Origin of the sequence: Cellulomonas soli (assembly GCF_013409305.1) — a bacterium.
GTDB lineage: Bacteria > Actinomycetota > Actinomycetes > Actinomycetales > Cellulomonadaceae > Cellulomonas > Cellulomonas soli.
This window is the reverse complement of record NZ_JACBZJ010000001.1, coordinates 4,175,583-4,197,248: the sequence shown is the minus strand read 5'-3', so window position 1 is coordinate 4,197,248 and position 21,666 is coordinate 4,175,583. Positions and strand designations below refer to the sequence as shown.

The 21,666-nt window shown below is 72.4% G+C and carries 17 protein-coding genes; 11 read left to right on the top strand and 6 right to left on the bottom strand.

What is annotated here, in order from left to right; genetic code table 11:
- From BKA22_RS19085 to BKA22_RS19075, 3 genes are read right to left on the bottom strand one after another with little or no spacing between them, the layout of a single operon-like run.
- Complete coding sequence (locus BKA22_RS19085; protein ID WP_223203488.1) at positions 1 to 1,377, bottom strand: NAD(P)/FAD-dependent oxidoreductase; 1,377 nt, start codon at positions 1,375 to 1,377, stop codon at positions 1 to 3.
- The gene (locus BKA22_RS19080) at positions 1,374 to 2,798 is read right to left on the bottom strand and encodes an aspartate aminotransferase family protein (protein WP_146952259.1); all 1,425 of its coding nucleotides are present in this window, start codon (positions 2,796 to 2,798) and stop codon (positions 1,374 to 1,376) included. Before BKA22_RS19080 ends, BKA22_RS19085 begins: the two co-directional genes overlap by 4 nt.
- Positions 2,795 to 3,274: an Lrp/AsnC family transcriptional regulator gene (locus BKA22_RS19075; RefSeq protein ID WP_223203489.1), complete on the bottom strand. Its 480-nt coding sequence runs from the start codon at positions 3,272 to 3,274 to the stop codon at positions 2,795 to 2,797. The genes BKA22_RS19080 and BKA22_RS19075 overlap by 4 nt, the downstream gene beginning before the upstream one ends.
- A gap of 207 nt (positions 3,275 to 3,481) precedes the next feature.
- Here BKA22_RS19075 and BKA22_RS19070 point away from each other — a divergent pair, with 207 nt between their 5' ends.
- The 7 genes from BKA22_RS19070 to BKA22_RS19040 all read left to right on the top strand — a co-directional run bounded on the left by BKA22_RS19070 (position 3,482) and on the right by BKA22_RS19040 (position 12,247).
- Complete coding sequence (locus BKA22_RS19070; RefSeq protein WP_146952261.1) at positions 3,482 to 4,960, top strand: gamma-aminobutyraldehyde dehydrogenase; 1,479 nt, start codon at positions 3,482 to 3,484, stop codon at positions 4,958 to 4,960.
- Positions 4,961 to 5,245: 285 nt separating this feature from the next.
- Positions 5,246 to 6,487, top strand: coding sequence for a polyamine ABC transporter substrate-binding protein (locus BKA22_RS19065; protein WP_146952262.1), 1,242 nt, complete (start codon positions 5,246 to 5,248; stop codon positions 6,485 to 6,487).
- A gap of 21 nt (positions 6,488 to 6,508) precedes the next feature.
- Positions 6,509 to 7,681: an ABC transporter ATP-binding protein gene (locus BKA22_RS19060; RefSeq protein ID WP_223203490.1), complete on the top strand. Its 1,173-nt coding sequence runs from the start codon at positions 6,509 to 6,511 to the stop codon at positions 7,679 to 7,681.
- Between the two features lie 2 nt (positions 7,682 to 7,683).
- Positions 7,684 to 8,601, top strand: coding sequence for an ABC transporter permease (locus BKA22_RS19055; protein WP_146952417.1), 918 nt, complete (start codon positions 7,684 to 7,686; stop codon positions 8,599 to 8,601).
- Positions 8,602 to 8,738: 137 nt separating this feature from the next.
- The gene (locus BKA22_RS19050) at positions 8,739 to 9,470 is read left to right on the top strand and encodes an ABC transporter permease (RefSeq protein WP_146952418.1); all 732 of its coding nucleotides are present in this window, start codon (positions 8,739 to 8,741) and stop codon (positions 9,468 to 9,470) included.
- 81 nt (positions 9,471 to 9,551) lie between these two features.
- Positions 9,552 to 10,859, top strand: coding sequence for a saccharopine dehydrogenase family protein (locus tag BKA22_RS19045; RefSeq protein ID WP_146952264.1), 1,308 nt, complete (start codon positions 9,552 to 9,554; stop codon positions 10,857 to 10,859).
- 173 nt (positions 10,860 to 11,032) lie between these two features.
- Entirely contained in the window at positions 11,033 to 12,247 is a 1,215-nt protein-coding gene (locus BKA22_RS19040) for a polyamine ABC transporter substrate-binding protein (RefSeq protein WP_146952265.1), read from the top strand.
- 64 nt (positions 12,248 to 12,311) lie between these two features.
- Here the strand turns inward: BKA22_RS19040 and BKA22_RS19035 are convergent, their stop codons facing one another.
- Both BKA22_RS19035 and gabT read right to left on the bottom strand, forming a co-directional pair.
- Positions 12,312 to 13,697 (bottom strand): transaminase, encoded by a 1,386-nt coding sequence (locus tag BKA22_RS19035; RefSeq protein ID WP_146952266.1) that lies wholly within the window; start codon positions 13,695 to 13,697, stop codon positions 12,312 to 12,314.
- Positions 13,694 to 15,091 carry a 4-aminobutyrate--2-oxoglutarate transaminase gene (gene gabT, locus BKA22_RS19030; RefSeq protein WP_146952267.1) on the bottom strand — a complete coding sequence of 466 codons (1,398 nt, stop codon included), beginning with the start codon at positions 15,089 to 15,091 and terminating at the stop codon, positions 13,694 to 13,696. Before gabT ends, BKA22_RS19035 begins: the two co-directional genes overlap by 4 nt.
- Positions 15,092 to 15,302: 211 nt before the next feature.
- Between gabT and BKA22_RS19025 the strand changes: the two genes are divergently transcribed.
- The 3 genes from BKA22_RS19025 (at position 15,303) to BKA22_RS19015 (ending at position 18,902) form a co-directional block, all read left to right on the top strand.
- On the top strand, positions 15,303 to 16,622 hold the full coding sequence (locus tag BKA22_RS19025; protein WP_146952268.1) for a M50 family metallopeptidase: 1,320 nt from the start codon (positions 15,303 to 15,305) through the stop codon (positions 16,620 to 16,622).
- A 159-nt stretch (positions 16,623 to 16,781) separates the two neighbouring features.
- A complete protein-coding gene (ispG, locus tag BKA22_RS19020; RefSeq protein ID WP_179561917.1) occupies positions 16,782 to 17,918 on the top strand; it encodes a flavodoxin-dependent (E)-4-hydroxy-3-methylbut-2-enyl-diphosphate synthase in 1,137 nt (378 codons plus the stop codon).
- A gap of 75 nt (positions 17,919 to 17,993) precedes the next feature.
- Positions 17,994 to 18,902: a GNAT family N-acetyltransferase gene (locus BKA22_RS19015; RefSeq protein ID WP_146952270.1), complete on the top strand. Its 909-nt coding sequence runs from the start codon at positions 17,994 to 17,996 to the stop codon at positions 18,900 to 18,902.
- Between the two features lie 8 nt (positions 18,903 to 18,910).
- Here BKA22_RS19015 and BKA22_RS19010 read toward each other — a convergent pair whose 3' ends face one another.
- Complete coding sequence (locus BKA22_RS19010) at positions 18,911 to 19,801, bottom strand: DNA-formamidopyrimidine glycosylase family protein (RefSeq protein WP_146952271.1); 891 nt, start codon at positions 19,799 to 19,801, stop codon at positions 18,911 to 18,913.
- Between the two features lie 50 nt (positions 19,802 to 19,851).
- Here BKA22_RS19010 and BKA22_RS19005 point away from each other — a divergent pair, with 50 nt between their 5' ends.
- Positions 19,852 to 21,645, top strand: coding sequence for a proline--tRNA ligase (locus BKA22_RS19005; RefSeq protein ID WP_146952272.1), 1,794 nt, complete (start codon positions 19,852 to 19,854; stop codon positions 21,643 to 21,645).
- Positions 21,646 to 21,666 lie beyond the last annotated feature (21 nt).

The following is a 21,666-nucleotide window of genomic DNA, read 5'->3' as shown; positions in this document are numbered from 1 at the left end:
TCAGTGCCCGGTGAAGCGTCCGAGCAGCGCGGCCGTCCGGCTCGGACGTCCGGAGCGTTCCTCGGAGCGGTCCGCGAGCTCGGCCGCTCGCAGCCCGGCCGTGATCCCGGCCCAGCGCCACGGCTCGGGCTCCCAGTCGGGGGACCGGTGCCCGACCCAGGGCAGGTCGACCAGGGGGCTGTCGGTGCCGGTCACCAGGTCGGCGAGCGTGCGACCGGCGAGGTTGGTCGTCGACAGGCCGTCGCCGACGTAGCCGCCCGCCCACCCGATGCCCGTGGTCGGGTCGAGCCCGACCGAGGGGTGCCAGTCGCGGGAGATCGCGAGCGGGCCGCCCCAGGTGTGCGTGATCTCGGTGCCGTCCAGGACGGGGAACAGGTCGAGCAGCGCGGCGTGCAGGTGCCCGAAGACCGTCGGTGACCGGTCGAACTCGGGGCGCACCGCCGAGCCCGGGTGGTAGGGCGCGCCGCGACCGCCGAACGCGAGCCGGTCGTCGGTGGTGCGCTGGCCGTACACCAGCAGGTGGCGGCCGTCGGTGAACGTCTGCCCGCGCTCGAGCCCGATGTGCTCCCAGGTCTGCGGGGGCAGCGGTGCGGTCGCGATCATCAGGGAGTACACGGGCACGACCGCCCGCCGGCTTCCCGGCATCGACGCGGTCCAGGCCTCGGTGGCGCGCAGCGTCCAGCGGGTGCGGATCGTGCCCTGGTCGGTGACGACCGCCCGTGGGGAGATGCGCAGGGCCCGGGTGCCCTCGACGATCCGGGCCCCGCGCTGCTCGACCACCTCGGCCAGTCCGCGGACCAGGCGTGCGGGCTGCACGCGCGCGCAGTCGGGCGTCCACGCACCACCCAGGACGCGGGTGGCCTGCACGTGCTCGGCGACCTCGGCGGCGTCGAGCACGTGCGTCTCGTCGCCCCACAGCTCGTCGGTGGCCGCCTCGGCCCGGACCCGGGCCAGCTGTGCCTGGTTGCGCGCGAGGGTGACCGTGCCACCGTAGGCGAACCCGCAGTCGATCTCCTCGGCGGCGGCGACCCCGCCCACCTCGACGACGGTGTCGCGCATCGCGGCGCGCATCGCGAGGGCGGCGTCGCGACCGTACCGGCGTGCGAGTGCGTCCCCGGAGACGGGGAACAGCGCCGAGCACCACCCGCCGTTGCGACCGCTGGCGCCGAAGCCGGCGACCTCCTGCTCGACGACGAGCACGTCGAGCGAGGGGTCCGCCTCGAGCAGGTAGTACGCGGCCCACAGTCCGGTGAGCCCGCCGCCGACCACGACCACGTCGGCCTGCGCGTCGCCGTCCAGCGGGGGGCGCGGCGCGGGCGACGGGCCGTCGTCGGCGAGCTGGTCCCACCACAGCGACAGCGCGCGCAGGTCGCTCACAGGTGCGACCACGCCTCGGACAGCACGCCGTGCAGGATCTGCTCGATCTCGTCGAACTCGGCCGGCCCGCAGGTCAGCGGCGGGGCGAGCTGGATCACCGGGTCGCCGCGGTCGTCGGCGCGGCAGTACAGCCCGGCGTCGAAGAGGGCCGGGGACAGGAACCCGCGCAGCAGGCGCTCGCTCTCGTCCTCGTCGAACGTCTCCCGGGTGACCTTGTCCTTGACGAGCTCGATCCCGTAGAAGTAGCCCTCGCCGCGCACGTCGCCGACGATCGGCAGGTCGAGCAGCCGCTCGAGGGTCCCCCGGAGCACCGGGGCGTTCTCCTTGACCCGGTCGTTGAGGCCCTCGCGCTCGAAGATGTCGAGGTTGGCCATGGCGACGGCCGCCGAGACGGGGTGCCCGCCGAACGTGTAGCCGTGCGCGAAGGAGGTGTTGCCCTTCGCGAACGGCTCGAAGAGCCGGTCGGAGGCGATCAGGGCGCCGATCGGGGAGTAGCCGGAGGTCATGCCCTTGGCGCAGGTGATCATGTCGGGCACGTAGCCGAGGTCGTCGCAGGCGAACATCGAGCCGATGCGGCCGAACGCGCAGATGACCTCGTCCGAGACGAGCAGGACGTCGTACCGGTCGCAGATCTCGCGGACCCGCTCGAAGTACCCGGGCGGGGGCGGGAAGCAGCCGCCGGCGTTCTGCACCGGCTCGAGGAAGACCGCCGCCACGGTCTCGGGCCCCTCGAACTCGATGGCCTCGGCGATGCGGTCCGCGGCCCAGATCCCGAACGCCTTGGGGTCGTCGCGCAGGCCCTCCGGGGCGCGGTACTGGTTGGTGTTGGGCACCTTGTGCGCACCGGGCACGAGCGGCTCGAAGGGTGCCTTGAGGCTCGGCAGCCCGGTGATCGACAGGGCGCCGTGCGGGGTGCCGTGGTAGGCGACGGCCCGCGAGATGACCTTGTGCTTGCCGGGCTGCCCGACGAGCTTCCAGTACTGCTTGGCCAGCTTCCACGCCGACTCGACGGCCTCGCCGCCACCGGTGGTGAAGAAGACCCGGTTGAGGTCGCCGGGAGCGTGGTGCGCGAGGCGCTCGGCCAGGTCGACGGCCTGCGGGTGGGCGTAGGACCACAGCGGGAAGAACGCGAGCTGCTCGGCCTGCTGCCGGGCCCGCTCGGCGAGCTCGGCGCGCCCGTGGCCGACCTGCACGACGAACAGCCCGGACAGGGCGTCGATGTAGCGGCGGCCGGTGTCGTCCCAGATGTGGTGGCCCTGCCCGCGCACGATCGTCGGGACCCCGTCGTCCCACGCGCTGTGCCGGGTGAAGTGCCCCCACAGGTGCGAGCGCGCGGCGTCGGCGCGCGCGGTGCCGCGCGGGGTCGTGGACAGGGTCGTCGACGGTGTCGTGGACGGGTTCGTGCCGGGTGCCTGGCTCATCGGGTTCCCCAGTTGTAGAGCTGCTTGCGCAGCCGCAGGTAGACGAACGTCTCCGTGGCGCGCACGCCGGGCAGCGTGCGGATCTTGCGGTTGAGCACCTCGAGCAGGTGCTCGTCGTCCTCGCAGACGACCTCCACCAGCAGGTCGAACCCGCCGGCGGTCACCACGACGTAGTCGATCTCGGCCATCGTGGCCAGGGAGTCGGCGAGCGCCTCGAGGTCGCCGTCGGCCTTGATGCCGATCATCGCCTGTCGGGTGAACCCGACCTGGAGCGGGTCGGTGACGGCGACGATCTGCATGACGCCGGACTCGACGAGCCGCTGCACACGTTGGCGCACGGCGGCCTCGGACAGACCCACGGCCTTGCCGATGCTGGCGTACGGGCGGCGCCCGTCCTCCTGGAGCTGCTCGATGATCGCCTTGGACAGGTCGTCGAGCGGCGCGCGTCCTGCGGGGGTGGTGGTCCTGGTGCTCACGCGGTCGATCGTGCAGTGCGGGCCCGTCGGATGCAAGCGAATCCGTCGTGTTTCGTGTCTGTGGCCATGGAATCCGGCGCGGAAACGCGACTGTTACATCGAAATCCTCCGTTGCGCTGCCGTTTGGGGGAGTATCGGCGTAGCCTGCCGCGCACCGCCGCAGTGCGCATGCACGCAGTCTCGCAGGCCGCCACGAAGGAGAGCACGATGAGCCCGTCCCTCCCGTCCGCCGCAGGTGCACCGGCCGCCGCGCCCGCACCCGTGGAGCTGCTCAACCTCATCGCCGGCGAGCGACGGCCCGCCGCCGACGGGCGCACGTCCACCGTGGTCGACCCCTCGACCGGGCTGCCGTACGCGACCGCGCCGGTCAGCTCGGCGCAGGACGTCGACGACGCCTACGCCGCCGCGTCGCAGGCCTTCACCACCTGGGGCCGCACGACGCCGGCCGAGCGCCAGCTCGCGCTGCTGCGGCTCGCCGACGCCGTCGAGGCACGGGCCGAGGAGTTCGTCGCCGTCGAGTCGCGCAACACCGGCAAGCCCCTGCACCTGGCGGCCTCCGACGAGGTGCCCCCGTGCGTCGACCAGCTGCGCTTCTTCGCCGGTGCCGCGCGGGTGCTCGACGGCCTGAGCGCGGGGGAGTACCTCGAGGGGCACACCTCGTGGATCCGGCGGGAGCCCGTGGGTGTCGTCGGGCAGGTCACGCCGTGGAACTACCCGCTGATGATGGCCGTGTGGAAGATCGCCCCCGCGCTCGCGGCGGGCAACACCGTGGTGCTCAAGCCGTCGGACACGACGCCGGCCTCCACGCTGCTGCTGGCCGAGGTCGCCGCCGAGGTCCTGCCGCCGGGCGTGCTCAACGTCGTGTGCGGCGACCGGGACACCGGTCGGGCTCTGGTCGCCCACCCGCGGTCCGACATGGTCGCGATCACCGGGTCGGTGCGCGCAGGCTCGCAGGTCGCCGAGGCCGCGTCCGTCGACGTCAAGCGCGTGCACCTCGAGCTCGGCGGCAAGGCGCCCGTGATCGTGTTCGCGGACGCCGACCTGGCCGCCGCCGCCGAGGGCATCGCCGCGGCCGGCTACTACAACGCCGGTCAGGACTGCACGGCTGCCACGCGTGTGCTCGTGCAGGCCTCCGCGCACGCCGACTTCGTCGCCGCGCTGGCCGAGCAGGCGCGCGGAACCCGCACGGGCATGCCGGACGACCCGACGGTCGCCTTCGGCCCGGTCAACAACGCGCACCAGCTCGAGCGCGTCACGGGCTTCCTCGACCGGCTGCCCGGTCACGCTTCCGTGCTGGCCGGCGGCAACCGGGTCGCCGGTGCCGGCTACTTCCTCGAGCCGACCGTGGTGGACGGGCTGCGTCAGGACGACGAGGTCGTGCAGGACGAGATCTTCGGGCCGGTCATCACCGTGCAGACGTTCACGGACGAGGCCGAGGCGATCGCCCTGGCCAACGGCGTGCGGTACGGGCTGTCGAGCTCGGTGTGGACCAAGGACCACGGCACCGCCCTGCGCGTCTCGCGCGCGCTCGACTTCGGGGTCGTGTGGATCAACACGCACATCCCGTTCGTCGCCGAGATGCCGCACGGCGGGTTCAAGCAGTCCGGCTACGGCAAGGACCTGTCCATGTACGGGTTCGAGGACTACACGCGCATCAAGCACGTCATGTCGGCCTTCGGCGCCTGACGCGCCACCGACCGGCACCCGCATGCCCGCCGTGCCCTGCGTGCCCTTCGTGTCGACGAGCGGTCTGCCCGAGCCGGGCCCGACGATCGTCAGCGACCCCTCTGGGCGACCTTTTGAGCACGCAATGTTCCGTGCATGCAACATTTTCGTTGCGGGGAGCCACTTTCGCGACGAAATCCTTGTATCGCCCCCTGGGCGTTTGCGACGATCCACCCGGCGCCCCGGGCGTCGCGTGCCCGTGCACCACCGGCAGGTCGGACGACCTGCCGCGTCGAGAGGAGTCCGATGACCGCTCATCGCCGCCCGCCGCTCACCGACCCCCGGGTGCGTGCGCTCGTCGCCGCAGCCGGTGGTCGCTCGCACACCGGGCCGTCGCGTCGCACGTTCCTCCTGGGTGCGCTCGGCACCGCCGGCGCCGCCACGCTGCTCGCCGCGTGCGGGACCGGCGGCACGACCGGCACGGGCTCGGCACCCTCGGCCGGGGCCGACCTGTCGGAGACCGACAAGCTCGTCCGCTGGGCCAACTGGACGCTCTACCTCGACCAGGACGACAGCGGCACGCGGTACCCGACGCTCGAGGCGTTCACGGAGAAGACCGGCATCGAGGTCGAGTACTCCGAGGACATCGACGACAACGACTCGTTCTACGGCAAGGTCTCCGGGCAGCTGGCCAACGGCCAGGACATCGGCTACGACATCATGACGCTGACCGACTGGATGGCCGCGCGGATGATCCGGCTCGGCTACACCCAGGAGCTCGACCGCACGCGCATCCCGAACGCCGAGAACATCCTGCCGAACCTCGCGGACGTCGACTTCGACCCCGGGCGCGCGCACTCCCTGACCTGGCAGTCCGGGTTCGGCGGGCTCGCCTGGGACAAGTCGAAGGTGCCGGGCGGGCTGCACACCGTCTCGGACCTGTGGGCGCCCGAGCTCGCCGGTCGCGTCGAGGTGCTCTCGGAGATGCGCGACACGGTCGGCCTCATCATGTTCGACCAGGGCGTCGACCCGGGCGGCACCTGGGGTGACGACGAGTTCGCCGCCGCCCTGGACGTGCTCAAGGAGAAGATCGACTCCGGCCACATCCGCCAGGTGCGCGGCAACTCCTACGCGCAGGACCTGGTCTCGGGCGACGCCGTCGCGGTCATCGGCTGGTCCGGCGACATCACGGCGCTCAACTACGAGAACGACGACCGCTTCGAGTTCGCGATCCCTGAGGCCGGCGGCACGCTCTGGTCGGACAACCTCATGATCCCGATCGGCGCCACGCACAAGGCCAACGCCGAGACCCTCTTCGACTACTACTACGACCCGGAGGTCGCGGCCCAGGTCGCGGCCTGGGTCAACTACATCACCCCGGTCCAGGGGGCGCAGGCGGCGATGGAGGCCATCGACCCCGAGCTCGCCGCGAACACGCTGATCTTCCCGGACGAGGCGACCCTGGCGAAGGTCAGCACCTTCCGCTCGCTCGCCCCGGACGAGGAGGAGCGCTACAACGGCGACTTCCTCGACGTGATCGGCGCCTGACCGATGGCCACGACCCTTCCCGTGCCCCCCTCTCCCGTGCCCAGCGACGCGGGTCTCGCCCCGGCCGGGGCCGCGCTCGAGATCGAGCGGGTGACCAAGTCGTTCGGCGAGTTCGTCGCGGTGGACGACCTCACGCTCACGATCCCCTCGGGCTCGTTCTTCGCCCTCCTCGGCCCGTCGGGCTGCGGCAAGACGACGACGCTGCGCATGGTCGCCGGACTCGAGCAGCCCAGCGCCGGCACGATCTCGATCGGCGGTCGGGACGTGACCGGCACGCGGGCGCACCAGCGCCCGGTGAACACGGTCTTCCAGAGCTACGCGCTCTTCCCGCACCTGACGATCGCCGAGAACGTGGCGTTCGGCCTGCGGCGCAAGGGGGTCAAGGAGGTCGCCCGACGGGTCGCCGAGGGGCTCGAGCTCGTCGAGCTCGGTCACCTCGCGCAGAACAAGCCGTCGATGCTCTCCGGTGGGCAGCAGCAGCGCGTCGCGCTGGCCAGGGCGTTGGTCAACCGACCCGCGCTCCTGCTGCTCGACGAGCCGCTCGGCGCGCTCGACCTCAAGCTCCGGCGGCAGATGCAGCTCGAGCTCAAGCGCATCCAGGACGAGGTCGGGCTGACGTTCGTGCACGTCACCCACGACCAGGAGGAGGCCATGACCATGGCCGACACCGTCGCCGTGATGAACAAGGGCCGCATCGAGCAGATGGGGGCGCCCGCCGAGCTGTACGAGCACCCCCGCACCGCGTTCGTGGCCAACTTCCTCGGCCAGTCGAACCTGGCGCCCGGCACCGTCGTCGAGGAGCTCGACGGCGGCGCGATGCTCGGGGTCGACCTGCTCGGTGCGCGGGTGCTCGTGCCGCGCTCACGGGCCGTGCGCACCGAGGGTGCGGTGCTCGTGGGCATCCGCCCCGAGAAGGTGCGGATCCTCGTCGGCAGCCAGGAGCCCGGGCCGGACGAGAACGTGCTCGGGCCCGGGGTGGTCACCGACGTGTCCTTCACCGGGGTGAGCACGCAGTACCAGGTCGAGATCCCCGGCCTGGGCACGTTCGGGGTGTTCGCCCAGAACCTGCTCGGCGGGGCGACCGTCTCCCACGGCGCCACGGTGCGCCTGGCGTGGACGGCGGCCTACTCGTTCGGGCTCGACGGCCGCGAGGACGTCGAGTCGGGCCTGGCCGACCTGGACGACGAGCCGTGAGCATCGCGGCGGCGCTCGGGGACGCCGGATCACCCACCCCGCACGCCACGCCTCGGGTGCAGTCCCGCTCCCGCGGCTGGGTGCCCCTGCTCCTGCCCGGTCTGGGCTACCTGGTGCTGTTCTTCGTCGTCCCCGTCGGTGCGCTGCTCGCCACGTCGCTGTACGTGCCGGTGCCGGGCGGTGACGTCGGCCAGTTCCAGCCCGCCCTGGAGTTCTCCAACTACACCGACGCCCTCGGCCAGTTCTGGCCGCAGCTGGTGCGCTCGTTCGCCTTCGCGCTCCTGGCGACCGTCGCCTCGCTGATCATCGGGTACCCCATGGCCTACGCGATCGCCGTGCGGGCCCGTGGCCACAAGCTGCTGCAGGGCCTCATGCTCGTGCTGGTCGTCGCCCCGTTCTTCACCAGCTTCATCCTGCGCACCATCGCCTGGAAGCAGATCCTGGCCGACGACGCGTTCGTCGTGCAGGCCATGCAGTGGCTGCACCTGCTGCCACCCGACGGACGCCTGACGGCGACCCCGTTCGCCGTGGTCTGCGGCCTGACGTACAACTTCCTGCCGTTCATGGTCCTGCCGATCTACGCGAACCTCGAACGGCTCGACTCGCGGCTGCTCGAGGCGGGCGCCGACCTGTACGCCTCGCCGCTCACCACCTTCCGCACGGTGACGCTCCCGCTGTCCATGCCCGGCATCGTCGGTGGCACGCTGCTGGTCTTCATCCCGGCCTCCGGTGACTACGTGAACTCCTCGCTGCTGGGCAACAACACGAACACCGCGATGATCGGGCAGGTGATCGACGCCCGGTTCTTCAAGGTGCTCGACTACCCGACGGCCGCCGCGTTGTCGGTGGTCCTCATGGCCGCGATCCTGCTGCTGGTCGGCGCGTACGTGCGCCGCGCCGGGACGGACGACCTGCTGTGAGCGCCGTCGTGGAGCAGGCGCGCACCGCACCGCCCGCGAAGGGCACCGCGACCCGGAGGGCCCCCGCCCGTCGGCCACGGCGGCGGCTCGGCGACGCGATCATCCCGACGATCGCCGCGCTCGCCTTCCTCTACCTCATGGTCCCGGTCGCCTACACCGTCCTGTTCTCGTTCAACGACGCGGGCAAGACGAACCTCGTGTGGCGCGGCTTCACGCTCGACGCGTGGCAGAACCCGTGCGGTGCGCCGCAGGTGTGCGAGGCGTTCGTGAACTCGCTGCAGGTCGGGGTGATCGCCACGCTGATCGCCACCGCGCTCGGCACCCTGATCGCGATCGCCCTGGTCCGCTTCCAGTTCCGGGGGCGCCCGCTGGTCAACCTGCTGATCTTCCTGCCGATGTCGACCCCCGAGGTCGTCCTGGGTGCGGCGCTGCTCGCGCAGTTCCTGTCGCTGCGCGTCCAGCTCGGCATGACGACCGTGATCATCGCGCACACGATGTTCTGCATCAGCTTCGTCGTCGTGACCGTCAAGGCGCGCGTCGCGAGCCTCGACCCGGCCCTCGAGGAGGCTGCCGGCGACCTGTACGCCACCCCGTGGCAGGCGTTCTGGCGGGTCACGTTCCCGCTGCTCCTGCCCGGGATCGCGGCGGCGGCGCTGCTGGCCTTCAGCCTCAGCTTCGACGACTTCATCATCACGAACTTCAACTCGGGCAGCTTCGAGACGTTCCCGAAGTTCGTGTACGTCTCGGCCACGCGCGGCATCCCGCCACAGGCCAACGTCATCAGCTCGTTCATGTTCGTGCTCGCCCTCGTGCTGGTCGTGGTCGTGCAGGTCGTGGGCGCCGCCCGGGGCCGCCGACGGCGCGGGTGAGCAGTGCCTGAGCAGTGACTGAGCAGTGCCTGAGCAGTGCCGCCCGTCACCGTGGCGGGCGGTCGCCTGAGAGGTGGGAACGTGCGGATCCTCGTGATCGGCAGCGGAGGTGTGGGGGACGCCGTCGCGCGGATCGCCGCCCGACGTGACTTCTTCGAGCTGATGGTCGTCGCCGACGTCGACGTCACCCGTGCCCAGCGCACGGTGGACGCCGCGCGCGTGAACGACGTGGGCAAGGACCGGTTCGTGGCCGCCGCCGTCGACGCCTCCGACGCGGGGTCGGTCGAGTCGCTCGTGCGCGAGCACGGCGCGACGCACGTGCTCAACGCGGTCGACCCGCGGTTCGTCATGTCGATCTTCACCGGGGTGCTCGCGGCCGGCGCGCACTACCTCGACATGGCCATGTCGCTGTCGCGCCCGCACCCGCAGCAGCCGTACGAGCAGGTGGGCGTCCGGCTCGGCGACGAGCAGTTCGCGACCACGGCGAGCTGGCAGGACGCCGGGCTGCTCGCGCTCGTGGGCATCGGCGTCGAGCCGGGGCTCTCGGACGTGTTCGCCCGGTACGCGGCCGACCACCTGTTCTCGCAGATCGAGGAGCTGGGCGTGCGCGACGGGGCCAACCTCGTGGTGCGCGGCGACGACGGAGAACCGGTGTTCGCCCCGTCGTTCTCGATCTGGACGACGATCGAGGAGTGCCTGAACCCGCCCGTCATCTGGTCGGCCGCGCGGGCCGCGTCGGGCGGCGGGCTCGAGGACGGCTGGTACACGGTGCCGCCGTTCCACGAGCCGGAGGTCTTCGACTTCCCAGAGCCGGTCGGCCCCGTGGAGTGCGTGCACGTCGAGCACGAGGAGGTCCTTCTCATGCCGCGCTGGGTCGACGCGCAGAAGGTGACCTTCAAGTACGGCCTCGGTGAGGAGTTCATCGGGGTGCTGCGCACGCTGCACCAGCTGGGCCTGGACTCCACCGCGCCCGTCTCGGTCCGGGGGGTCGAGGTCAGCCCGCGGGACGTCGTGGCCGCGGTCCTGCCCGACCCGGCGACGCTGGGCCCCCGCATGACCGGCTCGACGTGTGCCGGCCTGCTGGTGACCGGCACCGGCAAGGACGGGTCGCCGCGCGAGGTGTACCTGCACCACCTGGTCGACAACGCCTGGTCGATGGCCGAGTACGGCGCGCAGTGCGTCGTCTGGCAGACGGCGGTGAACCCGGTCGTGGCGCTCGAGCTGCTGGCCGCGGGCACCTGGTCGGGCACCGGCGTGCTCGGTCCGGAGGCCTTCGACGCGGTCCCGTTCCTCGAGCTGCTGGCCGCGCCCACGCCGGGCGGCTACGGCTCGCCCTGGGGTCTGCAGGAGCGCGTGCCGGCCGTGTCGGCGGGGGTCGCGACGGCCTGATCTCGGCGACACCCGCGTGTCGCGCGGGTGTCGCCGGCCGGGTGTCTCAGCAGGTGGGGGCCGGGTTCACAGCCGTCACAGCGTTTGCGACACTCCGTGCGGCGCGCCTGTGCGCGCGCCGTCAGACATCAGTGACGACCCGCCAGGGGGGTGGGCCGTCCGAGGGGAGCACGATGTCCGTCCGACGTCCGCCACTGACCGACCCGCGCGCCCAGGCCCTGGTGCGTGCAGCCTCCCGTTCCCGCTCGTCCGGGCTGACCCGCCGAGGGCTTCTGCTCGGTGCGCTCGGCACCGCGGGTGCCGGGGCCGTGCTTGCCGCGTGCGGCGCACCCGCGAAGGGCAGCGGTGCCGGATCGGGCACCGCCGGCCTGGTCCGCTGGGCGAACTGGTCGTACTACCTGGACACCGACGAGTCGGGCACGACGCACCCGACGCTCGAGGAGTTCACGGCCCGCACCGGCATCCGTGCGGAGTACACCGAGGCGATCGAGGACAACGACACGTTCTGGGACTCGATCAGCGGCACGCTCGAGGCCGGCAAGGACATCGGGTACGACATCGTCACCCTGACGAACTACAAGGCCGCGCAGATGATCGAGGAGGGTTTCGCCGAGGAGCTTGACCGCAGTCGGATCCCGAACGCCGCCAACCTCGTCGAGGAGCTCAGCCTCGTCGACTTCGATCTCGGTCGGACGCACTCGCTGACCTGGCAGTCCGGCTTCGCGGGGCTCGCCTGGGCCAAGGACCAGGTGCCGCGGGGCCTGCACACGCTGTCCGACCTGTGGGCACCTGAGCTGGCCGGTCGCGTCGAGGTGCTCTCCGAGATGCGCGACACGATGGGGCTCATCCTGCTGGACCTGGGCGTCGACCCGGGCGGCAGCTGGGGAGACACCGAGTTCTACATGGCGCTCGAGGTGCTGCGGGACAAGATCGACACCGGCCACGTGCGCAAGGTGAGCGGCGCCTCGTACACCGACGGGCTCGTCGCGGGTGACACCGTCGCGGTCATCGGCTGGTCCGGCGACATCACCGCGCTCAACTACGAGAACGCGGACCGCTTCGAGTTCGCGCTGCCCGAGGCGGGCGGCACGCTCTGGAGCGACAACCTGCTGATCCCGACTGGTTCGCCGCACAAGGCCGACGCCGAGGACCTCATCAACTTCTACTACGACCCCGAGGTCGCCGCGCAGGTCGCCGCCTGGGTCAACTACATCACCCCGGTGCAGGGCGCGCAGGAGGCGATGGTGGCCATCGACCCGGAGCTCGCGCAGGACCCGATGATCTTCCCCGACGAGGCCACCCTGCGTCAGGCGCACGTCTTCCGGACGCTCGCTCCCGACGAGGACGCCCGCTTCACCGCCGAGTTCGCCGCCGTCATCGGCGGCTGATCGGGCGGCCCGGGCACCGGGCGGTCGGTGGGCCACGCAACCCGCTCCGACCGCCCGGTGGTCCTCAGCCGCGCGGTCGCAGCGCCCGGACCGCGTCTGCCGCCTCGGAGAACGCCGCGCTGTGCCGGTCCACGTCCGCTGCGCTGGTCGCCGGGCTCATGAGAGCCATGTTGTGGAACGGCGTGAGCAGGACCCCACGGTTGAGCGCCTGCAGGTGCAGGTACTGCTGCAACGGGAAGTCGTCGCTCGCGGCGGCCTGCGCGCCGTCGTGCGGGGCGTTCGGCGAGAACGCGTACTCGGCACGCGCCCCGAGCCGGGTGACGTGCCACGGCAGCCCGGTGGCGCTCAGCACGCCCTGCACGCCCTCGGTCCACCGCACGGCGAGCTCCTCCATGTGCGCGAACGCCGCCGGGGTCAGGACCTGCGTCAGTGTCGCGCGGGTGGCGGCCATCGACAGGGCGTTCCCGGCCAGCGTGCCGCCCACCCCGCCCACGTCGATGTCCTCGAGCTCGACGCTGCGCTGCACGGCCGCCGCGAGGTCGGCGGTGAGACCGAACGCGGCGGACGGGACACCGCCGCCGATCGTCTTGCCCACGACGACCACGTCGGGGTCGAGGCCCCAGGCGGCGGTGCAGCCCCCGGGTCCGGCGCACAGCGTGTGCGTCTCGTCGACGACCATCCAGGCCCCGTGCTCGCGCGTCAGCGCCCGGACGGCGTCCAGGTAGCCGTCGTCGGGCAGCACGATGCCGATGTTGGTCAGTGCGGGCTCGAGCAGCACCGCGGCGACGTCGCCGCCGGCCAGGGCGGTGCGCAGGGCGTCCACGTCGTTGAACGGCACCACGAGCGTCGTCAGGTCTGCAGGGACCGGGGCTCCGATCGTTCCCCGGCGCGGGACCACGTGCCCCTGCGCGTCGAGCGTCGCGAACGTCTCGTCGACCGAGCCGTGGTAGCAGAAGTCCATGACGACGACCCGACGGCGGCCGGTGACGTGCCGTGCGTAGCGCAGCACGTGCCGGTTGGCGTCGGTGGCGGTCAGGGTGAACTGCCAGGCCTCGACGCGTGAGGCGCCGGTGCCGAACCGTGCGGTCAGCTCGGCGGCGACGAGGGCGGCGTCGGCGGTGGGCAGCATCGAGGTGATGCCGCGTGCGGCCTGCGCCGTGATCGCCGCGACGGTCGGTGCCGGTGCGTGCCCGCTCATCGCCCCGGTGTCGCCGAGGCACAGGTCGACGTGCTCGATGCCGTCGGCGCAGGTGAAGTGGGCGCCGGCCGCCTGGTCCACGTGCACGGCGAACGGGCCCGGCCACTTGGCCATCCACGACATGGGCACGCCGTAGGGCATGTGCGCACGCCCGGCCTCGGCCAGCCGCGCGCAGGCGGGGTGCGCCTCGACGAACCGCTGGGTCTCGGTCGCGTGCAGGGCGTGCAGCGCGCCCCGGTCCACGTCGGTCACGCCAGGCCGCGCAGGGCCCGCTCGAGCACGTCGAGCGCGTCGTCGAGCACGGAGGTCTCGATGACCAGCGGGGGCAGCAGGCGCACCACGTTGCCCCAGGTCCCGCAGGTGAGCACGAGGACTCCGGCCGCGAGGCACGCACGCGCGACCGCCCCCGCGGCATCCTTGTCGGGCTCGAGCGTGCCGGGTCTGACCAGCTCGATCCCGAGCATGGCCCCGCGTCCGCGCACCTCGGCGATCGCCGGCACGTCGGCGGCGATGTCTCGCAGCCTCCCGAGCGCGCGGTCCTCGATGGCGCGTGCGGCACCGGCGAGGTCGTCCCGCTCGTACAGCGCGGTCGCCGCCAGAGCGGCGGCGCACGCCACCGGGTTGCCGCCGTAGGTCCCGCCCAGCCCTCCGGCGTGCACGGCGTCCATGAGCTCGGCCCGACCGGTGACGGCCCCGAGCGGCAGACCGCCGCCGATCCCCTTGGCGAGGGCCACCAGGTCCGGCACGACGCCCTCGTGCTCGCTCGCGAACATGGCGCCTGTCCGCGCGAACCCGGTCTGCACCTCGTCCGCGACGAAGACGATGCCGTTCTCCCTGGCCCAGGCGGCCAGGGCCGGCAGGAACCCCGGCGCGGGCACGACGAAGCCGCCCTCGCCGAGGATCGGCTCGACGACCACGGCGGCGATCCGATCGGCCCCGACCTGCCGCTGCGCGATGTCGATCGCGCGTGCGGCCGCCTGCGCGCCCGTCATGCCGTCGGGGTCGCGCAGCGGGTAGGACGCGGGGACCCGGTACACCTCGCCGGCGAACGGCCCGAATCCCGTCTTGTAGGGCATGGCGCGGGCGGTCATCGCCATCGTGAGGTTGGTGCGTCCGTGGTAGGCGTGGTCGAGCACGACGACCGCATCACGCCCGGTGGCGCGGCGGGCGATCTTCACGGCGTTCTCGACGGCTTCCGCGCCGGAGTTGACCAGGACGGACCGTTTCGCGTGGGTGCCGGGGGTCAGGCGGGCGAGCACCTCGCAGAGCGCGACGTACTCCTCGTACGGCGAGACCATGAAGCACGTGTGGGTGAAGTCGGCGACCTGCTCGCTGACCGCGGCGACCACCTCGGGTGCGCTGGCGCCCACGGAGGTGACGGCGATCCCGGACCCGAGGTCGACCAGCCGGTTGCCGTCCACGTCCTCCAGGACGGCGCCGCCCGCGCGAGCGACGTACACCGGCAGGGTGGAGGAGACACCGGCGGCCACCACGGTGGCGCGGCGGGCGGCCAGCGCGAGCGAGCGCGGACCGGGGATCGCGGTGGCGAGGTGGCGGCTCTGCTCGAGCGGCGGCCGGGGGTGCGGCGTGCCCGGTTCGCGAGGAGTTGACGGCGGCGTGGGGGAGGACGCGGAAACCGTGGTCATGAGGGGAACGTAGTGCTGATGACGGCGGCGTGGAAGGGCCTGGACGACGAAATCCGCCGTTAACGCATCGACCGGCAGCGCCACCGCCCGGCTGCGCGCCACGAACGGCCACGGCCTGCGCGCGGCGTTGGCAGCCAACTCCCAGGATCTCGGGAGAGGATGTCGTCAGGTGTGTCGTGCACCGGTCGTGCGACGTGTGGACGGAGGGTCGATGGCCTACCTGGTCGGCGTGCTCGTGGTGGTCGTGGTCCTGCTGGCCTCGATCGGCCTGCACGAGGTCGGTCACATGGTGCCCGCCAAGCGCTTCGGCGTGCGGGTCAGCCAGTACATGGTCGGCTTCGGGCCCACGCTGTGGTCCCGCACGAAGGGCGAGACCGAGTACGGCCTCAAGGCCATCCCCCTGGGCGGGTACGTCCGCCTCATCGGCATGTACCCGCCGGCCGAGGCCGTGGGCGACCCCCAGCCCCGCACCGCGTTCGGCAGGCTGGCTGCCGACGCCCGCGCCGCGAGCGCCGAGGAGATCCTGCCCGGGCAGGACCACCGCGCCTTCTACCGCCTGTCGACCCCCAAGAAGCTCGTGGTCATGCTCGGCGGCCCGGTGATGAACCTGCTGATCGCCGTCGTCCTCATGGCCGTCATGCTGCTGGGGTTCGGAACCCCGGGCTCGAGCACGACGCTCTCGGTCGTCGCCGAGTGCGTCATCCCGCTCGACGCGCCCGCCGATCGCACGTGCGCCGAGGGCGACAAGACGTCCCCTGGCGCGGCTGCCGGCCTGCTCCCGGGCGATACCGTCGTGGAGTACGACGGGACCGCGATCGAGTCCTGGGACCAGCTGGCGGCGTTGATCCGTCAGACGGGTGAGCAGGCCGTGCCGGTGGTCGTGCGGCGCGACGGCGAGCTCGTCGACCTGTCCGTGACGCCGATGGTCGCCGACCGTCCCGTGCTCGACGACCAGGACCAGTACACCTACGACGCGGCGGGCGACATCGTGACGGCCTCCGTCGGCTACGTCGGGATCACGCCCACCGACGAGCTGCAGCGCCAGTCCGTCCTCGACGTGCCGGCAACGGTCGTCGACCGTACCTGGCAGACCGCCACGGTCGTGGCCACGCTGCCCGCCAAGGTCGTGGACCTCGCGCGGTCCACCTTCGGTGGTGCGGAGCGCGACGAGACGAGCATCGTCGGGATCGTCGGCATCGGCCGGTTCGCCGGGGAGATCGCGTCCTACGACGGCGCAGGCATCGACACCCAGCTGAAGATCATCTCCCTGCTGGACATGCTCGCGAGCCTCAACATCGCGCTGTTCGTCTTCAACCTCATCCCGCTGCCCCCGCTCGACGGCGGGCACGTCGCGGCGGCGCTCTGGGAGGGTGCACGCAGGCAGGTCGCCCGCCGGCGCGGGCTGCCGCGGCCGGGGCCGTTCGACACCGCGCGCCTGGTGCCGCTGGCGTACACCGTCTTCGTCCTGCTCGGCGGCGTCGGGCTGCTGCTCGTCTACGCCGACCTCGTCAACCCGGTGACGATCGGCTGAGCCGGCACGAGCCACGAGCCACGGGCCCGGGCCGGAGCGCCGCGTCCGGCCGGGCGATGCGCACGGTTCGTGGCGATACCGTGAGCGGCCTCACGTCTGCGTCGGACCCCGACGCGGCGGTGCGATGATGGGCGGGTGAGCACCCCGATCAGTCTCGGCATGCCGCAGGCGCCGGCCCCCGTCCTCGCGCCGCGGCGCCCCACCCGCAAGATCAAGGTCGGCAAGGTCGAGGTCGGCGGCGACGCCCCCGTCTCGGTCCAGTCGATGACGACGACGCCGACCACCGACATCAACGCCACGCTGCAGCAGATCGCGGCCCTGACGGCCGCCGGATGCGACATCGTCCGCGTCGCGGTCCCCAGCCAGGACGACGCAGAGGCGCTGCCGGCGATCGCCCGCAAGTCGCAGATCCCGGTGATCGCCGACATCCACTTCCAGCCGAAGTACGTGTTCACCGCGATCGACGCCGGTTGTGCGGCCGTGCGCGTCAACCCCGGCAACATCCGCAAGTTCGACGACCAGGTCAAGGAGATCGCCCGTGCGGCCTCGCAGGCCGGGGTGTCGATCCGGATCGGCGTGAACGCCGGCTCCCTGGACCCTCGCCTGCTCGCCAAGTACGGCAAGGCCACGCCCGAGGCGCTCGTCGAGTCGGCCGTCTGGGAGGCGTCGCTGTTCGAGGAGCACGACTTCCACGACTTCAAGATCTCGGTGAAGCACAACGACCCGGTCGTCATGGTGCGTGCGTACGAGCTGCTGAGCGAGCGGGGCGACTGGCCGCTGCACCTCGGCGTGACCGAGGCAGGGCCGGCGTTCCAGGGCACGATCAAGTCGGCGACCGCGTTCGGCGCCCTGCTCAGCAAGGGCATCGGCGACACGATCCGGGTGTCCCTGTCGGCGCCTCCCGTCGAGGAGGTCAAGGTCGGCATCCAGATCCTACAGTCGCTCAACCTGCGTCCGCGCAAGCTCGAGATCGTCTCGTGCCCGTCCTGCGGGCGCGCCCAGGTCGACGTCTACACGCTCGCCGAGCGGGTGACCGCCGGTCTGGAGGGCATGGAGGTGCCGCTGCGCGTGGCCGTCATGGGGTGTGTCGTCAACGGCCCCGGTGAGGCGCGGGAGGCGGACCTCGGTGTCGCCTCGGGCAACGGCAAGGGCCAGATCTTCGTCAAGGGCGAGGTCATCAAGACCGTTCCCGAGTCGATGATCGTCGAGACGCTCATCGAGGAGGCCATGCGCCTGGCCGAGTCGATGGACCCCGTCGAGGCAGGTCAGGGGAGCCCGACCGTCAGCGTCGGCTGAGGCCCGTCGCGACACCGGGGACGACAGGTGCCGCCCCACCCCCGCCCGCACGGGCGGGTGGTGCACAATCCCCTCATGACCCTGCGGCGCACCACGCTCGACGGGCGTTCGGGCGGGCGCGTGCTGCGTGACGTCGACGTGGCCGCCGCCCTGGCCGTGTGCGCGCAGGACCCCGTCGGGTCGGTGCTGGCGAGCACGAGGCTCGAGCACGCCGCGACCGCGGGGCTGCGCAGCGCAGGTGGTCAGCTCTGGGGCTTCGCGCGCGACGGCGTCCTCGTGGCGGTGTGCTGGGCGGGCGCGAACCTGGTGCCCGTCGTACCCGAGGGCGCCCCGCAGGCGTTGGACGCGCTCGACGCGTTCGCCGCGCTCGGGCGGACGGCCGGACGACGGTGCTCCTCGATCGTCGGTCCGGCCGACGTCGTCCTGGCGTTGTGGTCCCGCCTGCGCCCCGTGTGGCCGGCGGCCCGCGAGGTCCGGGACGACCAGCCGTCGATGGTCATCGACCACGACCCCCTGATCGCCCCCGACCCGCAGGTGCGCCGCTCTCGTCCTGAGGAGTACGACGTCGTGCTCCCGGCCTGCATCCGGATGTTCACCGAGGAGGTCGGCTACTCGCCCGCGAGCGGCCCGGGTGGGCCCTACGAGCTGCGGGTGCGTTCGCTGGTCGCGCAGGGCCGCTCGTTCGTGCGCATCGAGCGCGCAGATCCCGGTACCCCGGATGCCAGGACGCAGCGGGTGGTGTTCAAGGCCGAGCTGGGTGCCGTCGGTGGTGGCGTCGCGCAGGTGCAGGGTGTGTGGGTTCCGCCCGACCGGCGCGGGGAGGGGCTCTCCGAACCGGGCATGGCCGCGGTCGTCGCCGCCACGCGCCGTGACGTGGCCCCGGTCGTCTCGCTGTACGCGAACGGCTACAACACGCGCGCGCTCGCCGCGTACCGGGCGGTGGGGTTCCGCCGGGTCGGTACCTACGCCACCGTGCTCTTCTGAGCCGACGGTCAGCGCAGCAGTCGGGACATCCGACGGTCGGCCAGCGGGCGCCCGCCGGTCTGGCACGTAGGGCAGTACTGCAGCGAGGAGTCGGCGAACGACACCTCGTGCACGACGTCGCCGCACGGGGTGCCGTCCCACCCCGGGCACGGCTGGCCGGTGCGTCCGTGCACGCGCATGCCGCGCCGCTTGGCGTCCTTGAGCTCGGCGGCGGGTCGTCCCTGCGCCGCGGCGACGGCCTCGGTCAGGACGGCCCGGATCGCCTCGTGCAGCGCAGCGGCGCGGTCGGCGTCGAACCGGGCGGTCGGCGCGAACGGTGACGTGCGCGCGACGAGCAGGATCTCGTCGGAGTAGGCGTTGCCGATCCCGGCGATCGTCGACTGGTCGCGCAGCAGGCCCTTGACCTGCTGGTTGCGTGCTGCGAGCAGCGCGCCGAGCCGCTCGGGCGTGAACTGCTCGGACAGCGGCTCGACGCCGAGGGTCGCGATCGCGTGCACGTCGTCGGGGTCGTGCACGACGTGCACCGCGAGCCGCTTGCGTGTGCCCGCCTCGGTCAGGTCGAAGCCGGAGCCGTCGTCCAGCCGCACCCGCAGGGCGATCGGCGAACGTCCGGGGCGCACGGGGCGTTCGGAGAGCACGTCCGACCAGCGCAGCCAGCCCGCCCGGGCCAGGTGCCACACGAGGTGCAGCGTGCTGCCGTCGGTGGTCCGCACCTGCAGGTCGAGCCACTTGCCGTGCCGTCGCACGCCGAGCACCGTGCCCCCGACCAGGGCGTCGGGCGCCGGCGAGAACGTCTTGAGCGCGCTGATCGCACCCACCTCGACGCCGCGCACGACGTGGCTCGTCGCACGCTCGTCCAGGAACCGGGCGAGACCTTCGACCTCCGGCAGCTCGGGCACCCGGCCATCGTGGCGCAGGTGACCGACACGCGGCCACTAGGCTCGTCCCCATGCTCCTGCGCCTGTCCACGTTGTTCGTCCGTACCCTGCGCGAGGACCCCGCCGACGCCGAGGTCGCCAGCCACAAGCTGCTCGTCCGCGCCGGCTACATCCGTCGCGCCGCTCCCGGCATCTACACCTGGCTCCCGCTGGGCCTGCGGGTGCTGGCCAAGGTCGAGCAGGTGGTGCGCGAGGAGATGGCCGTCGCCGGCGCGCAGGAGGTGCACTTCCCGGCCCTGCTGCCCAAGGAGCCGTACGAGGCGACGGGCCGCTGGACGGAGTACGGGCCGAACATCTTCCGGCTCAAGGACCGCAAGGGCGGCGACTACCTGCTGGCCCCCACGCACGAGGAGCTGTTCACGCTCCTGGTCAAGGACCTGTACTCCTCGTACAAGGACCTGCCGCTGGCGCTCTACCAGATCCAGACCAAGTACCGCGACGAGGCCCGCCCGCGCGCCGGCCTGATCCGCGGCCGCGAGTTCGTCATGAAGGACGCGTACTCCTTCGACGTCGACGACGCCGGGCTCGAGGCCTCCTACCAGGCGCAGCGCGACGCCTACCAGCGGATCTTCGACCGCCTGGGCCTGGAGTACGTCATCGTCGCGGCGACGTCGGGAGCCATGGGCGGTTCACGCTCCGAGGAGTTCCTGACCCCGACGGCGATCGGCGAGGACACGTTCGTGCGGTCGCCGGGGGGCTACGCCGCGAACGTCGAGGCCGTGACCACGGTCGTGCCGGAGCCGATCGACTTCGCCGACGCGCCCGCCGCGCACGTCGAGGACACGCCGGACACGCCCACGATCGACTCGTTGGTCGCTGTCGCGAACGCGCACTTCGCCCGCCCCGACCGGCCCTGGACGGCTGCGGACACGCTCAAGAACGTCGTGCTCGCGCTTCGGCAGCCGACGGGGGAGCGCGAGCTGCTCGTCGTCGGCCTGCCCGGCGACCGGGAGGTCGACCTCAAGCGCCTCGAGGCGGCCGTCTCGCCCGCCGACGTCGAGCCTGCCGGTGACGCCGACTTCGCGGCACACCCCGAGCTCGTGCGCGGCTACATCGGCCCTTCCGCCCTCGGCCCCAACCCTGCCGTCGCCGACGGTGCGGAGCGGACCGCGGTGCGGTACCTGCTCGACCCGCGCGTGGTGCCGGGCACCCGGTGGATCACGGGGGCGAACGAGCCCGGACGCCACGTCTTCGACCTGGTCGCCGGGCGTGACTTCGTCGCCGACGGCACGATCGAGGCGGCCGAGGTGCGTGCGGGTGACCCGGCGCCCGACGGCTCCGGTCCGCTCGAGCTCGCCCGCGGCATCGAGATCGGCCACATCTTCGCCCTGGGGCGCAAGTACGCCCAGGCGCTCGGGCTGTCCGTGCTCGACCAGAACGGCAAGTCCGTCGTGGTCACGATGGGTTCGTACGGCATCGGCGTCACCCGCGTGCTCGCGGCGCTCGCCGAGGCGAACCACGACGAGAAGGGCCTGGCCTGGCCCGCGCACGTCGCCCCCGCGCACGTGCACGTGATGGCCACGGGCAGGGACGCGAGCGTGTTCGAGGCCGCCGAGGCGCTCGCGCAGGAGCTGGGCTCGCGCGGGGTCGAGGTGGTCTACGACGACCGTCCGAAGGTCTCGCCGGGCGTGAAGTTCGCCGACGCAGAGCTGTTCGGTGTCCCGCTGGTCGTGGTCGTGGGCCGCGGCCTGGCCGACGGCGTCGTCGAGGTCCGTCCGCGGGTCGGCGGCGAGTCGGAGCAGGTCCCGGTCGAGCAGGCAGCCGACCGTGTCGAGGCACTCGTGCGAGGGCTGCTGCGCCGCTGATCCCGGCCAGTTCCCGGGGCG

Bases quoted from the DNA above. Each gene is read 5' to 3' on its own strand.
- ispG (WP_179561917.1), top strand. From the start codon at position 16,782: ATGCCGCAGGCGCCGGCCCCCGTCCTCGCGCCGCGGCGCCCCACCCGC.
- gabT (WP_146952267.1), bottom strand. From the start codon at position 15,091: ATGACCACGGTTTCCGCGTCCTCCCCCACGCCGCCGTCAACTCCTCGC.
- BKA22_RS19050 (WP_146952418.1), top strand. From the start codon at position 8,739: ATGGTCCCGGTCGCCTACACCGTCCTGTTCTCGTTCAACGACGCGGGC.
- BKA22_RS19005 (WP_146952272.1), top strand. From the start codon at position 19,852: ATGCTCCTGCGCCTGTCCACGTTGTTCGTCCGTACCCTGCGCGAGGAC.
- BKA22_RS19065 (WP_146952262.1), top strand. From the start codon at position 5,246: ATGACCGCTCATCGCCGCCCGCCGCTCACCGACCCCCGGGTGCGTGCG.
- BKA22_RS19080 (WP_146952259.1), bottom strand. From the start codon at position 2,798: ATGAGCCAGGCACCCGGCACGAACCCGTCCACGACACCGTCGACGACC.
- BKA22_RS19025 (WP_146952268.1), top strand. From the start codon at position 15,303: ATGGCCTACCTGGTCGGCGTGCTCGTGGTGGTCGTGGTCCTGCTGGCC.
- BKA22_RS19070 (WP_146952261.1), top strand. From the start codon at position 3,482: ATGAGCCCGTCCCTCCCGTCCGCCGCAGGTGCACCGGCCGCCGCGCCC.
- BKA22_RS19015 (WP_146952270.1), top strand. From the start codon at position 17,994: ATGACCCTGCGGCGCACCACGCTCGACGGGCGTTCGGGCGGGCGCGTG.
- BKA22_RS19040 (WP_146952265.1), top strand. From the start codon at position 11,033: ATGTCCGTCCGACGTCCGCCACTGACCGACCCGCGCGCCCAGGCCCTG.